This window comes from Chryseobacterium paridis, assembly GCF_016595215.1.
Lineage (GTDB): Bacteria > Bacteroidota > Bacteroidia > Flavobacteriales > Weeksellaceae > Chryseobacterium > Chryseobacterium paridis.
Genome location: NZ_JAENHK010000010.1, coordinates 139936 through 153274 on the forward strand (window position 1 = coordinate 139936; position 13339 = coordinate 153274).

Consider the following 13339-nt stretch of genomic DNA (forward strand, 5'->3'; position numbering starts at 1 on the left):
ACAAGATTTAGATATTTTACCTGACTAAAGCCAATAGTTTTAGAAAATACTAAGGTTTATGTGGAGTGGCCGTTTTTTGAGTTACGAGCTCAAATGTAGAAAGTAAGCCTTTATGATCTGACGGCCAGATTGCCATCGGTGGTATAAACGGATCCTGGGTATTCTCTATAGTTCGGATATTCTTTACAATGGATTTGTTATACCCTACAATACTTGAACTTTTTAAAGTAAGTTTGGGAGAGGGAGTAAAGAAGATATAGTCAATTCGTTCTCTTTCATCTGCATCAGGAGTCCATGACAATTGATTAGGAGATTTGGCAGGATTGTCGGAAGGAAATGTAAAACCGGGATGGGTGACCGCGGAAGGATATATCATTCTGTATGAATCTTTAAAACCAGCATTGTTCAATAATTTTGTAGTATCCCAATTATAAACAACTCCATTATGATCATATAAATTGGCTGTAGTATTCGTCCAGTCGAACATAGATGGCTCATTAAAGTCTCCTCCTAAAAATACAATTGCACCATTGTTTTTTTCTGTATTGGCATCATCAATAAATGCTGTGATAGCCTCATCTCTGTAAGAAGCCAAATTCATTTCTGATATTTTTGTAACGTTTGTCTCTGGGCCATTCGGTAACTTGGACCAATTGGTTCCACTATACCCACGAGGCAGATAACATGCATAATGGGTATAATCCAAATGACAGGTATAGGCAGCAATGCGCTGTCCATCAATCTGAGTGACTAATTTATAGACTGAGCCATGGTCATTGGCAACAGGATATACAGAAGCATTTTCAATAATAGGATATCGGGATAATATACCGGAATCATCTGAACGAAAGGAATAATAGGTAAGGCCTTTGCTTTGGAGGGATTGAACCAGTTTATTTGTAAAATCAACATTATTGTAATTTCTTACTTCGCTTAGAAATACAAAATCGGCATCTGATCGTACAATTTCGTTGACTATAGCATCATAACCACCAGATACTGAAGTGCCTTCCTGCCAGACATTGATCTGGAAAAGTTTTAGATTGTGGACAAGTGTATTCCCAATGCTATTGGCTTCTGTTTTTTTATTTACAGTTCCTGATATTTCTTCTGCCGGGATATTTTGAGAACAGGCTACTAAGCTTAATAAGTAGGATAGTAGGATAATTTTTATTTTTTTCATTGTGTTGTGTGATGTAGGAAGTATTGGTATTATTCAAATTAATTAAACTGAATGATTTTTTTGTTAAATATATACCATTTTAATGAAGATGAAAAAATAGTAAGGAGAGATTTTTTTGAAAATAATTTTTTATTAATTAATAAATATTCATTAATTTTACACCTTGAAATTTTAAAACTTTACTCATGCGTTTAAAAGAAGGAGACAAAAAGGAACTGATCAAGACAGAAGCGATTAAAATGATCATCAAAGATGGATTGGAAGGATTCAGCATGAACAAACTTGCTAAAGCCTGTAAGATTTCTGTTGCTACTCCTTATCTGTATTACAAGGATAGAGATGATTTAATTTTGACCATCGCTAAAGAAGAAGGGCAGAGGATGTCAGATGCCATTCTTAAAGATTTTGATCCTGAAGCTGATTTTGAAGAAGGACTAAGGGTTCAATGGAAAAATCGATATGGGTATATGACGACCTATCCGGACAGACATTTTTTCTTTGAACAATTGAGAAATTCGAGTTATCAGGAAGAATTTTTGCATCACTTTTTACAACGATTTAAAGAGGTTTTGGGTAAGTTTTGGGACAATGCAGTGAAGCGAGGTGAATTAGACCACATGCCATTTGAGGTATACTGGTCGGTTGCTTTTTCACCTATGTATTCCTTAGCACGTTTCCATAATGAAGGAAAAAGCCTTGGAGGAAAAGCTTTTAAAATGACCGATGAGATCTTATGGAAAACCTTTGATCTGGTTATAAAGGCATTAAAAAAGGCTTGATAAAATTTCAATATCTATTATTAATTACAACAAAAACTAATCAATACAGGAGGGGCTATAATAAAAAATACCCACTCCGGTATTATCTAATTGACTATTAAAAATTATGGAAAAACAAGAACCTTTACCCTTTACGGGTTATCAGAAGTTTGTCATATTTATTTTAGCTATTACCCAATTTACGGTAATATTGGATTTTATGGTAATGTCTCCATTGGGCGACATGCTTATGAAATCACTTAGCCTTAAACCTTCAGCCTTTGGATTTGCGGTCTCTGCTTATGCTTTTAGTGCCGGGATTTCAGGTTTGCTGACAGCTGGTTTTGCAGATAAATTTGATCGTAAGAAACTTTTACTTTTCTTTTATATCGGATTTATTGCAGGAACTATTTTTTGTGGGGTGGCACAGTCTTATCAAGCATTAGTAGCAGCCCGTATTATCACAGGTCTTTTTGGAGGGGTGATCGGTTCTATCTCTATGGCGATCATTACCGATTTATTTGCGCTTCAACAAAGAGGAAGAGTGATGGGATTTATTCAGATGGGGTTTGGAGGAAGCCAGGTATTAGGTGTACCTATCGGACTTTATCTGGCTAATGCATGGGGTTGGGAAGCTCCTTTCTGGATGGTAGCTGCTTTAAGTATCATCATTGCTGCTTTAATTTTTGTGAAGCTACAGCCTGTAACAAAACATCTTTCTGTACAAAGAGATAAATCCGTATTTCAGCATCTATGGCATACGGTTGCAAAAAGTAATTACCGTGTAGGTTTTACGGCTACCGCTTTATTATCTATCGGAGGTTTTATGATGATGCCTTTCGGGACTGCCTTTGCCGTTAATAACCTTGGGCTTACCAATGAACAGCTTCCTATGTTATTTATGGTTTCCGGGGTAAGTTCACTTGTGATCATGCCATTAATCGGGAAATTGAGTGACAAAATAGATAAGTTTAAAATATTTGCTTTTGCTTCTGTCTGGATGATGATCATGTGTGTACTTTATACCAATCTATCCGTAACACCATTATGGCTGGTGATGATATTCAATGTATTAATGATGATCGGGGTGATGAGCAGGATGATTCCTTCTTCTGCGCTGACGAGTGCAATACCTGATTTACAGGATAGAGGTGCATTTATGAGTATCAACTCTTCTTTACAACAGATAGCAGGAGGTGTTGCAGCGGCAGCCGCTGGTGTAATTGTTACCCAAAAAAGTAAAGGGGCACCTTTAGAACATTATAATATTGTAGGTTATGTAATAGTTGCTATTTCGATCTTAAGTATATTTTTAATGTGGAGAGTTAACAATTTAGCTAAAAAGAAAGTGAATATAGAAGAGGCTCCGGTTGATGAGCCTATTCCTTTAGCAGAATAATTCAGATAGAAAAAAAATGTTCGGGATTCCGAACATTTTTTTGTTTAAGACAAAATGAAGCATTTAAATTGAGATTTGTTTGTTGACTTTTTTCTGAATCACGTATTGATAAACAGAACCTATTATAAAAAGGATAAAAAGAAACAGAAGTGTTTTGCCTATTAATGGATCAGCGATGTCTTTTGCTAACGGACGTCCTACCGGAATACGGGTAAATGTTTCATTAACCGTCGGCACAAGAGACAGAAAGAAACTAAAAGAGAGCGAGAAGTTTTCAAAATACCGGGCTCTTTTGCTATTTTGTTTTTTTGAAAAGAGAAAATAAGCCAGAGATACCAAAATGATGATGAAAATAGAAAAGACATGTCCCGGATTAAAGCCTCCATGTTTCGATATTCCTAATGCGGTGAGTGAAGTGACAAGGGTTCCGTAAAAATATATTTTCCCGGATAGGTTACCCAGATTGATCTTGCCATATTTAATAAATGATACTATTGCACCTATTAGAGCTGCAATGCCAATAATTGTGTGAAAAATTCCTAAACCTGAAAGTCCCATTTGATAATGTTTTTTATGTTATAAATTCTGTTATTATAGAAAAGCAGTCGCAACAAGGAGTTAACTTTCTGCTTAATCACTTTCCTAATGGACAATGCAAAATTGCAATAGAAATGACAGGAAAACTTTGCGATTTCGTTCAATTATTTGGCATTTTGGTTCATAAAAAATCATTCCTAATTGAGCTTTAAGAATGCTTGGTTTTACTGGGGAATATTGTGAGAATTAGTACTCTGGAAAATGAAATATTATTTCAAATGTTTATTTTTTAGTTCATGGCGATAGCTGGTAGGACTAAGATTGTACTTTTCACCAAAGCTTTTGGTAAAATTCGCCAGATCATTGAATCCACAATCGAATGCAATTTCAGTGATCCGCTGGTCTGAGACTAAAAGCAGTTCGGCAGCTTTCTCGAGCTTCTTGTTTTTAATGTAGTTGGCGGGAGTGTCATTATATAATTTGGCAAATTCTCTTTTAAAAGAAGATACGCTGAGATTATTCAGTTCTGCCAACTGTTCAATCGTTAACTGTGAAAATAAATTAGCCTCAATGATTTGTTTAAAAGTATAGGTTACCGGAGAAAAAAGCTGTGATAATATCACCTGTATGGCCTCTGCATTTTGAGTTTGAGCCAACAACAAAATAATTTCCTTTAGCTTCAGAATCAGAATGTCTTCATTAACCAAAGATGGATTCTCAAAATAAAATAATAACCCTTCAATGTATTTCTGAATGAGAAATTCATTATTTATTTTTTTATTGGATTGATTGGAAACGACATGCTTAGGCGAGTGAAGTAATAACGGCAATTCCCTGTCATAAATTTTTTTCAATATGTCCGGATAGAACGTAACAATTACAATTTCACAATCACTTTGGACAGCAGAATGATGTATTTGTTTTCCTGATGTGATACAATTCAGGAACAGGGAGTAATTGGTAGGAATGTTAATTTCTTCATTATCCACCTGATATTGAAATTCACCTTTTAAAACATATAGAAAACACGCTTGTTCAGTAACTGGAAAATCAAAATTAAATGGTGATGTCAATGCAATTTTTTGCATTAAAGTCTTGCCAAACAGGTCATACTTTTTATAATCATTTACCATAATTCTATTTTTTGTCTTCGTGTTTAATCAGGTATTTCCGCTGATTGAATTACTTATCAAATATAAATCATAAAAATTAATTTTGATCAACCCGGTCGGCCAACAGAAGCCGTGTTTGATATAGAAAATACCCGGATTTTTCTAGATGATTTGTGATGGTGGCAACCCGAACATTTTCTTAAAAGCAAAAGAAAAGTGGGAGAGATCCTGAAATCCGGTATCCAGATATACATCAGAAACAGCTGCTCCCTTTTCTTTAATGAGATAATAAGCTTCCTGAAGCCTCTTCTGTTGCAGCCATTTTCTTGGACTTACAGCAAAAATTTTTTCAAAATCACGTTGAAATGTAGAGAGGCTACGGCCTGTGAGATAGGCAAACCTTTCAAGAGATACATTAAAACGGAAATTGTGATTCATAAAGGACTCCAGATCTATTTTTCCAGGTTCTGTAAAATCAAATAATACATCTTTTAAAGAAGGGTTGGTTTGCAAAAGGATCACGATAAGTTCTTTTAGCTTGATGTTTTTCAATACCTCATTCCCGGGCTTGTCAAGTTCGTCATATGGCTTTAATGATTCGATGTAACCTGAAAGCAGGTCATTATCTGGTATACGGAAAACGGGTTCATCATGGTGACTTTTTGTGGCCTTATAATCATATTCCATGCTTACATTTTTCAATGTATCCTGGTCCATAAAAACTGAAATGTTTGCATATTCACCGTTTTCAGGAGGAATTTTATTAAACTTAATAAGCGTATTTCTTCTCGTAAGCCTAAAACTTCCCTGATCAAAAATATATTCCTTTTGACCATCATTATATACCAATCTACCTGAAACCTGATAACTGAAAACATGTTCCGGGATGAATTGTTCACCATCTCTTACGTTCCTGGAATAGCAGGCGTAAGTGATCTGGTTTATTTTCTTATGGTCTGTCATATGATCTCTATTAATACTTTCTCTCCTCAAAAATATTGATTATTTATGATTATCTGCATCAGTAGATAAGGTAACAGGCATCCATTTTTCGGATTCTTCTTTTCGCACAAGTTCAGCATTTTTAAGAATTCCAACGGCATCACTTCCCAACACCAGATGAATAGGAGGTTCTGGATGATCTGCCAATTCAATTAATACCTTTGCGACTTTATTCGGATCGCTTTTTGGAACAAATTTTCCACTTTTAAAGAAATCAACACGGGCATCAACCGTTTCTTCATAGCCTTCTACATGCGGAGCAAATGACATCGACTGTCCCGCCCAATTAGTGCCCATTCCCCCAGGTTCAACCGAAGTTACTCTGATCCCAAGTGGCATCATTTCTTTTGCCAATGCTTCACTAAAACCGGTTAACCCAAATTTGGCACTTTGGTAAATAGAAAGACCAATGCTGGCTACGAGCCCACCCACTGAACTTAAATTTAAGATCCTTCCGGATTTTTGCTTTCTCATATAAGGCAATACGGCTCTGCATATTTCGACAGGTGCCAATAAATTAGCTGTAAACTGATCACGTATTTGTTCTGCTGTAAAAGCCTCAGTTGCTCCGGTCACCCCAAAACCAGCATTATTAACAAGAACATCAATACGCCCAAATTTTGAAATGGTATCCGATACTGCTGCCTGGATCTGATCCGACTTCGTAACATCAAGTTCCAATACGAGTATACGTTCTTTATAAATTGCGGCAAGATCCTGTAATTTTGATGAGGTTCTTGCGGTAGCTGCAACGATTCCGCCATTTGAAAGAACTGCTTCTGTTAAGATTCTTCCTAACCCACTTGAACTACCTGTTATAAACCATACTTTTTCCATGTCTTTTTTATTTTTAATTATATAGCAAATTTATAAGCTTTACTTCCATGTCACTTTGTTCTATTGGTCATACTTACTTTGTTGTAAAAGTCATGTTTCTGAATATTGATTAGCTCTACGACTAGATGGTTGATGTATAACAATTGACAGTTCATACAGAATGTAGACGTATTGTAGACATTATTTTTATTTTCTGTAGATATTCTGTAGCTCGTAAAATCCTTCAATATGCCAGATTAATCTGAACTTTGAACTATAGAATTTTGGATACTGGATAACATGAATCGGGAGTAATAAATTCTTTTAATTCTTTATTAAAAAATAGTTATGCACCACACCATTAAAAATGTGATACTTATGGGAACCTTCCTGACGATCACAGCATGTGAATTTTCACGTAATACACCCACAGAGTACTTTGATCGGGTTGCTCTCAACACGAATCAAATAACACGGTTTGGAGGTCAGTACTTTAATACCTATCTGAAATATATTAAAGGAGGAGCCAGTACACCTGACTTTAATACCTGTGAAAAATATCTTAAAAATAACTCTATTGCAACGGCAGAGCGGAATGTCCAAAAGATAAAGGAATTGCAATCTACTCCGAAAACTAAACCCATGATCGATGCAGCCCTCGACTTGTATGCTTTTGTTTTAAACAGTTATAAAACAGATCACCTAAAGATTGCCAAAATGATCGACAACAAAGCACCGGAAGCAGACATCGAGGCTGCCATAATCGAAATGGATAATAAAAGCTATGATATTTTTGCTCAGAAATACGATAATCTTTGGAAGCTTGCAGAAATCTATGCTAAAGACAATGGAATAGAAGTTAAAAAAATGCCTTTTTAGAAACCAAAATCTACGAATCCAATCACCGAATTGTTACCTTGAAAAATACATATGAATACCTATAAATTTTACACGCAAAAAGGAGATCAATACCACCGCATTCCGCAAACGAAAATGTACGCTGTCATCGGGCTGCTTTTTCTGGCTATAGGTTTTGTATTGTGGTATCGTACCCAAACGATGTTTTCATTACTATATCTTATTTTTTTAGGTATTGTATCTTTATTTTATTTTGCAAGAATGTTCAGTAAAATAATAATTGACCTTGGAAACCAAACCATTACCTACAAACCTACATTGTATTCTGCCACTAAGGTTTATTCCTTAAATAATATTATTGATCTAAGCATGAGTAGTAAGATTTATGTATTGGTATTGAATGTCAGAGCCTTCCTATTGATAGATGATAAAGCTTTGAGAATAGGTCAGAGCCTTATGACTCCTAAACCTATGGAAGAACTCCTGATCGAAACTGAAAGAATACTTGGTTTTAATAATAGAAGTGAAAATGGATAGACCCATTTATAAGCAAGATGGATCCACTCTGATCATACAACCTTATATCAATCATTTACAAAGAATAAAAGTTTTTTGTTTGATTGGTGTCTTATTTTTGTGTTTAGCAGTGTTCCTTTGGTTCAAATTTTCAGATTTCTGGCAATTGCCAACCTCTATTGGACTTTGTCTGAGCCTGCTTTCCCTTGGTTATTATTTTTATAATGTTCAAATGAAAGTAGTATTTGACAAAGGTAAGGGGGAAATTTATCAATTAATTTTCAATAAGTACCAAATCAATAAAATCTCATTTAGCAGCGGAACTATTGTATCAAGAAGCATTAATGGCTGTTTTTTTTATGCTGTTTCCCAAAAAAGTAATGTATATGGGAATGCTTCACCCATAAGTCCGTTTTTAACAAAAGAAGCTAAAAGACTGAAATATGAACAAGAGGTACTTCCTTTAATTGAAGCATATCTTAAAAATTAAGAATATAATAGGATAAAATGGGGTAGGATTTTATCTCAACCCCATTTATTTACCATTTGCTTATATTTCTGAACCTAGTTTTTTTTCACTGCTATTACCTTCCAGTAAGATGGTTAGTTCATCACAATTGATCACCTTATTATTTTTGATAGTGAATTCTGCGAAAACTTTGTGCTTGACCGTTTCTCCATTTTTGAGAATACTTGTAACATAATGTTTGGTAAATATGGAAGTTTCATTACTTGCTATATTTGCGAATAGCACATTTTGCGTGCTTACTTTTTCTTTTAATTTCTGAATATGCTTTTTAAAAGAATTAAAATCCAATATGACATTATCTACATCCTGCTGATAATCTTCGCTAAAGTATTTATTGATTAATGACTCGTCATAATTTTTGTTTTCAATGACATCGATAAATAGGGCTCTTATTAATTTTTCCATTGTTGATATTATTTTCAACAAAAGTACATGGCTTCACAGTGACAAGTCGATAACAATTGTAAAGAAATGCATTCCTCATCGATTTCTGATTCTGCTTAAACTCACCGGAGTAATACCCAGATACGATGCCACTAAATGTTGCGGAATACGAAGAATAATTTCAGGACTTTCTTCAAGCAGCCTTTTATACCGTATCTCTGGCTTGTCCTGTATTCTTGAGATTAACAGACGCTGGTAATCATTTACTCTGCCGATCAGGTATTGATTGAATAAGTGTAAGAATTCTTTGTTTTCAGACAATTTATCTATCACTGTTTTTTCGATTGACAAGACTGTACAGTCTTCAATTGTTTCAACAGAATAGGAGCTGGGTATATTGTGAAAAAAACTTTCGGAGGAACAAAAGATACGGTCTTCAAAAAGAAATTGAAAGGTAATTTCTTTACCATCATAATTGGTCCATCCTCTGAGAATTCCTTTTTTCAAATAATAAAATTTTTTTGAAATGACACCCTCCTCAATAATAACAGTCTTAGGTTTGTAATTTTCTACCTTTCCAGACTTAAAGAGAATTTCAATGAGCTGATTTAATTCCTGATTTTTCATAAAAACCTAATATTTTACTATGTAGCGACGTTATTTAAAAGAAATATGAATTTTTAATTTTACATTCTTCTTGTAGAAACTGTCTGCTAAATTATGAAAAATCACACGAGTTTCTTCGGTATAAATATTGCTCATTAATCTCGAAGCCTGGTGAATTAATTATTAATAATTAAAATCAAAAAGCTAAAGAAAACCAACCCAATCACATAAAAATGAAATTACATTATCGTACTCTTTTTACCGTTTCTATACTCGCTCTGTTTCTTGTTGGCTGTGATACAGATAAATCCGATCCCTCCAATCCTGATGAAACGGAGGTCCCTGAAATCCCCGTATCTGAAATTTACGTGTCCGGTTATGAAAGCGGAGATGTTAAATATTGGAAAAATGGTACTGTTACCAATCTGACTCCTGGATCAAGCTATGGTTATGCTACAGGATTAACGGTTTCAGGGAATGATGTATATGTTGCCGGATGGGAAGATGGAGTTGGCGGAAGAAAGCTCCAGTATTGGAAAAATGGAGTATCCACTCAATTGGCTGTTGGTGATACTAATACACTTACCGGAGGTATTGCCGTAAGTGGTAACGACGTATATGTTGCAGGGGCACAAACTAACAGTGGGGGTACTAAAGTAGGAAAATGCTGGAAAAATGGGATTGCTACCAATCTATCAGATGGTACACCCGGTCACCATACCAATGCTGAAGGAATAGTGGTGGTAGGAAATGATGTATATATAGCGGGGGGTGAATTTAATGGAAGCAGAGGTGTTGCCAAATATTGGAAGAATGGTGTTGCAATACCACTTACCGACGGGACCAAATCAGCACATGCTTCAGCAATTGCAGTTGATGGGAATGATGTATATGTTGCTGGATATGAAACTCTGACTGCAGCAGCAGGAAGTCCTCCCGTTGCCAAGTACTGGAAAAATGGGGTAGCGGTATCACTTACAGATGGAACAAACTATAATGTAGCAACAGGTATTGCTGTTTCAGGTAAGAACGTATATGTTTGCGGATATCAAAATAATACAGGTAGTGGAAACACCGCCAAATATTGGAAAAATGGGGTAGCCAAAGACCTTACCAATGGGTCACAAAATTCCCAGGCGAATGCTATCGCTCTTTCTGGGAGTGCGGTATATATAGCCGGTTATGAAGGAAACTTCGTCACTTATTGGAAAAATGGGGTGGCAACTCATTTGTCAAATGGCGGAAGTAGTAGTTCAGAAGGGCTTGCTATCTTTTTGAAAAAATAAAATTTTTAATTAAAAATTTATAAGGCTATTTGTTGATACCTTGATGTATTTAATAAAAGGTGACATAATTATTTTTATCTATAACATTTTGTGAATTGATAATCTGCTCTGATGATTAGTAGTTTAGGGGATGACTTTCCGCATTGTAAATATTATTGATCAAAAAGTGGATAAGGGATACCTGTTCCCGTTTCACAGAGTCGTTTCAGGCTTCTGAAAAAAAGAGCCCAATCATAAGTGCATGTTGCAAATTCAGGAGTATAGTCTTTCCAACCACTGTGACGAAAGGATAATATGGCTCCCTTACTGTGTGGTTCGAGTTCAAAAGTAAGGGAAGTGCCTATCCATTCTTCAAATGCTTTTACACAATACCATTGTACTTTGCTGTATGGTTTGAGCTCTACCAATTTCATTTCTTTAAAATAATCAGGCCCAAAAGAAAATTTCAGCATACTTCCAATCTCCGGTTTTGCAATCGTATCTGGTGTCCACCAACCAGCTAACCCTTTTTGTGTAGTAATTGCTTCAAAAACTTTTTCGATGGGGGATTTGATAAGTAATCTGTGGCAAATACTTTTGCCTTCTTGTTGATTTTCTGAGATTGGATCAGATTTTAGCAGGTCTTCTTTCCCGGTTTCCTTTGGTGTAGGGCTTCCTTTCCCGGTCGTGATAAGATCTCTCAGACTACTTTGGATATAATGAGTCCATGCATCATGACATAGGTTGAAACATTCATACTCTGGAGTTAATCCCTGATGAGTAAATTTCAAAACGGTTTTACCATTATCTTCCGACAATTCAAAAATTACCTTTGTATCTTTCCATTCCGTTTCATCTTTTGTAAACTTAAAATAATTATCAAGTACATGCCAGACTACTTTTTTATCAGGGACCATTTCGATAATCCTGAATTGTGCCCGATGAGCATCCTGGTAGTGGTACTGGAATTCATCATCTAAATTATTGGTGCTTCCTTCAATATTTTCAGACCACCAGCCTCGTACATTATTAATGGCGTTAAAAACTTTATGAGGGCTTGCATCTACTATAACAGAAGTAGTGAAATCTTGATTTTTCATAACTTATTTTTTTTAATACATAGTTTTAATCTCTTATGAGAAACTTTCATACCCAAAGTTAGCGACCTGCTCAGACTCTGTTCGGGTGTTAAGTAGACTTTGTAACGGGTTGATATGGACACTATTATTGTTTATCTTTGTAATAAATAGGAGAGGTACACAATGAAATGCCATTTCGGGATCAGCTAATGCAATAATGAGTCCTTTCAAAATAGAAATCGTATGAAACATCTTACCATCTTAGTACCCGATGTACAGACTGCCAATAGTACAATATCATGTATCGTTGGTGCTTACCAGATATTTACAGGTGCCAATGACTATTGGAAAAGAATAGGAAAAGAACCCTTGTTTACTATTGTGACTGCCGGAGTAGGAACAGAAGCAGTGTTTATTAATGGTTTATTGTCAATGAAGCCACAGGTAAATGTCTCTACTTTAAAAAAGACGGATCTGATCCTGATTCCCTCACTAACACCTGAGTTTAAAACTGCTTTGGAAGGGAATATCTTATTGATTGACTGGCTCAAGAAACAATATGAAAATGGTGCTGAAGTAGCCAGTATGTGTACAGGAGCATTTATGTTGGCAGCTTCCGGGTTGCTTGAAAAAAGAAACTGTTCCATTCATTGGAGCTCGGCTGACAATTTTAGATCATTATTTCCGAATGTTAATTTAAAAACAGAAAAACTGATTACTGATGAAGATGGTATTTATACCAATGGAGGAGGTTTTTCATTTTTAAACCTACTGCTGTATCTGGTTGAAAAATATTATGATCGAGAAACTGCAATCCATTGCTCAAAAATTTTTCAGATAGAGATCGATAGGCAGACACAGTCTGCTTTCACCATATTCACTGGACAGAAGTCTCACGGAGATGATGTTGTCATAAAAGCACAAAAATATATTGAAGACCATTTTTGTGAGAAATTATCTGTGGAAGATCTTTCGAAATTTTGTTCCGTGGGCAGAAGAAATTTTGACAGACGTTTTATTAAAGCAACCGGCAATACCCCCATTGAATATTTACAACGGGTAAAGATTGAATCAGCTAAAAAATCATTCGAAACTACAGGCAAGACTGTAAGTGAAGTAATGTATGAGGTGGGGTATTCAGACACCAAAGCTTTCAGAGAAATGTTTAAAAAGATAACGGGAATATCACCCGTACATTATAAAAATAAGTACAATAAGAATCTAAATGATAGTTTGTATGATAAAGTTTGATTTTTATTATAAAATGGGGCTTTCTATTTACAAAATAGTAATTA

The 13339-nt window shown here is 35.3% G+C and carries 15 protein-coding genes; 7 read left to right on the plus strand and 8 right to left on the minus strand.

The annotated features are described in order from the left end of the window. Positions 1–49: 49 nt before the first annotated feature. On the minus strand, positions 50–1183 hold the full coding sequence (locus JHL15_RS10480; RefSeq protein ID WP_200245602.1) for an endonuclease/exonuclease/phosphatase family protein: 1134 nt from the start codon (positions 1181–1183) through the stop codon (positions 50–52). Positions 1184–1368: 185 nt separating this feature from the next. Here JHL15_RS10480 and JHL15_RS10485 point away from each other — a divergent pair, with 185 nt between their 5' ends. After that, positions 1369–1962, plus strand: coding sequence for a TetR/AcrR family transcriptional regulator (locus tag JHL15_RS10485; protein WP_200245603.1), 594 nt, complete (start codon positions 1369–1371; stop codon positions 1960–1962). A gap of 106 nt (positions 1963–2068) precedes the next feature. Next, entirely contained in the window at positions 2069–3340 is a 1272-nt protein-coding gene (locus tag JHL15_RS10490; RefSeq protein WP_200245604.1) for an MFS transporter, read from the plus strand. A 63-nt stretch (positions 3341–3403) separates the two neighbouring features. On the opposite strand, the gene JHL15_RS10495 is transcribed toward JHL15_RS10490, so the two are convergent. From JHL15_RS10495 to JHL15_RS10510, 4 genes are all read right to left on the minus strand, one after another. Continuing rightward, positions 3404–3898: a hypothetical protein gene (locus JHL15_RS10495; RefSeq protein WP_200245605.1), complete on the minus strand. Its 495-nt coding sequence runs from the start codon at positions 3896–3898 to the stop codon at positions 3404–3406. A gap of 248 nt (positions 3899–4146) precedes the next feature. After that, a complete protein-coding gene (locus JHL15_RS10500) occupies positions 4147–5010 on the minus strand; it encodes a helix-turn-helix domain-containing protein (protein ID WP_200245606.1) in 864 nt (287 codons plus the stop codon). A 141-nt stretch (positions 5011–5151) separates the two neighbouring features. Beyond that, positions 5152–5952, minus strand: a complete 801-nt coding sequence (locus JHL15_RS10505; protein ID WP_200245607.1) for a helix-turn-helix domain-containing protein — start codon at positions 5950–5952, stop codon at positions 5152–5154. A gap of 39 nt (positions 5953–5991) precedes the next feature. Further along, positions 5992–6828 carry an SDR family NAD(P)-dependent oxidoreductase gene (locus JHL15_RS10510; protein ID WP_200245608.1) on the minus strand — a complete coding sequence of 279 codons (837 nt, stop codon included), beginning with the start codon at positions 6826–6828 and terminating at the stop codon, positions 5992–5994. A 327-nt stretch (positions 6829–7155) separates the two neighbouring features. Here JHL15_RS10510 and JHL15_RS10515 point away from each other — a divergent pair, with 327 nt between their 5' ends. From JHL15_RS10515 to JHL15_RS10525, 3 genes are read left to right on the plus strand one after another with little or no spacing between them, the layout of a single operon-like run. Further along, positions 7156–7686, plus strand: a complete 531-nt coding sequence (locus tag JHL15_RS10515) for a hypothetical protein (RefSeq protein ID WP_200245609.1) — start codon at positions 7156–7158, stop codon at positions 7684–7686. A 51-nt stretch (positions 7687–7737) separates the two neighbouring features. Beyond that, positions 7738–8202 carry a hypothetical protein gene (locus JHL15_RS10520; RefSeq protein WP_200245611.1) on the plus strand — a complete coding sequence of 155 codons (465 nt, stop codon included), beginning with the start codon at positions 7738–7740 and terminating at the stop codon, positions 8200–8202. Continuing rightward, on the plus strand, positions 8195–8671 hold the full coding sequence (locus JHL15_RS10525) for a hypothetical protein (protein WP_200245612.1): 477 nt from the start codon (positions 8195–8197) through the stop codon (positions 8669–8671). Before JHL15_RS10520 ends, JHL15_RS10525 begins: the two co-directional genes overlap by 8 nt. Positions 8672–8731: 60 nt before the next feature. Here JHL15_RS10525 and JHL15_RS10530 read toward each other — a convergent pair whose 3' ends face one another. Both JHL15_RS10530 and JHL15_RS10535 read right to left on the minus strand, forming a co-directional pair. Beyond that, positions 8732–9115: a hypothetical protein gene (locus tag JHL15_RS10530; protein ID WP_200245613.1), complete on the minus strand. Its 384-nt coding sequence runs from the start codon at positions 9113–9115 to the stop codon at positions 8732–8734. A gap of 75 nt (positions 9116–9190) precedes the next feature. Next, positions 9191–9721, minus strand: a complete 531-nt coding sequence (locus tag JHL15_RS10535; protein ID WP_200245614.1) for a Crp/Fnr family transcriptional regulator — start codon at positions 9719–9721, stop codon at positions 9191–9193. Positions 9722–9933: 212 nt separating this feature from the next. Here JHL15_RS10535 and JHL15_RS10540 point away from each other — a divergent pair, with 212 nt between their 5' ends. Next, complete coding sequence (locus JHL15_RS10540) at positions 9934–10986, plus strand: PQQ-binding-like beta-propeller repeat protein (RefSeq protein WP_200245615.1); 1053 nt, start codon at positions 9934–9936, stop codon at positions 10984–10986. A 152-nt stretch (positions 10987–11138) separates the two neighbouring features. Here the strand turns inward: JHL15_RS10540 and JHL15_RS10545 are convergent, their stop codons facing one another. Then, complete coding sequence (locus JHL15_RS10545; protein ID WP_200245616.1) at positions 11139–12065, minus strand: SRPBCC family protein; 927 nt, start codon at positions 12063–12065, stop codon at positions 11139–11141. 222 nt (positions 12066–12287) lie between these two features. On the opposite strand from JHL15_RS10545, the gene JHL15_RS10550 reads away from it, so the two are divergent. Beyond that, positions 12288–13295, plus strand: a complete 1008-nt coding sequence (locus JHL15_RS10550) for a GlxA family transcriptional regulator (protein WP_200245617.1) — start codon at positions 12288–12290, stop codon at positions 13293–13295. Positions 13296–13339 lie beyond the last annotated feature (44 nt).

Excerpts from the sequence above, each read along its gene's own strand:
- JHL15_RS10485 (WP_200245603.1), top strand. The coding sequence starts at position 1,369 with ATGCGTTTAAAAGAAGGAGACAAAAAGGAACTGATCAAGACAGAAGCG.
- JHL15_RS10550 (WP_200245617.1), top strand. The coding sequence starts at position 12,288 with ATGAAACATCTTACCATCTTAGTACCCGATGTACAGACTGCCAATAGT.
- JHL15_RS10530 (WP_200245613.1), bottom strand. The coding sequence starts at position 9,115 with ATGGAAAAATTAATAAGAGCCCTATTTATCGATGTCATTGAAAACAAA.
- JHL15_RS10535 (WP_200245614.1), bottom strand. The coding sequence starts at position 9,721 with ATGAAAAATCAGGAATTAAATCAGCTCATTGAAATTCTCTTTAAGTCT.
- JHL15_RS10495 (WP_200245605.1), bottom strand. The coding sequence starts at position 3,898 with ATGGGACTTTCAGGTTTAGGAATTTTTCACACAATTATTGGCATTGCA.
- JHL15_RS10515 (WP_200245609.1), top strand. The coding sequence starts at position 7,156 with ATGCACCACACCATTAAAAATGTGATACTTATGGGAACCTTCCTGACG.
- JHL15_RS10525 (WP_200245612.1), top strand. The coding sequence starts at position 8,195 with ATGGATAGACCCATTTATAAGCAAGATGGATCCACTCTGATCATACAA.
- JHL15_RS10510 (WP_200245608.1), bottom strand. The coding sequence starts at position 6,828 with ATGGAAAAAGTATGGTTTATAACAGGTAGTTCAAGTGGGTTAGGAAGA.
- JHL15_RS10480 (WP_200245602.1), bottom strand. The coding sequence starts at position 1,183 with ATGAAAAAAATAAAAATTATCCTACTATCCTACTTATTAAGCTTAGTA.
- JHL15_RS10505 (WP_200245607.1), bottom strand. The coding sequence starts at position 5,952 with ATGACAGACCATAAGAAAATAAACCAGATCACTTACGCCTGCTATTCC.
- JHL15_RS10490 (WP_200245604.1), top strand. The coding sequence starts at position 2,069 with ATGGAAAAACAAGAACCTTTACCCTTTACGGGTTATCAGAAGTTTGTC.
- JHL15_RS10540 (WP_200245615.1), top strand. The coding sequence starts at position 9,934 with ATGAAATTACATTATCGTACTCTTTTTACCGTTTCTATACTCGCTCTG.
- JHL15_RS10500 (WP_200245606.1), bottom strand. The coding sequence starts at position 5,010 with ATGGTAAATGATTATAAAAAGTATGACCTGTTTGGCAAGACTTTAATG.
- JHL15_RS10520 (WP_200245611.1), top strand. The coding sequence starts at position 7,738 with ATGAATACCTATAAATTTTACACGCAAAAAGGAGATCAATACCACCGC.
- JHL15_RS10545 (WP_200245616.1), bottom strand. The coding sequence starts at position 12,065 with ATGAAAAATCAAGATTTCACTACTTCTGTTATAGTAGATGCAAGCCCT.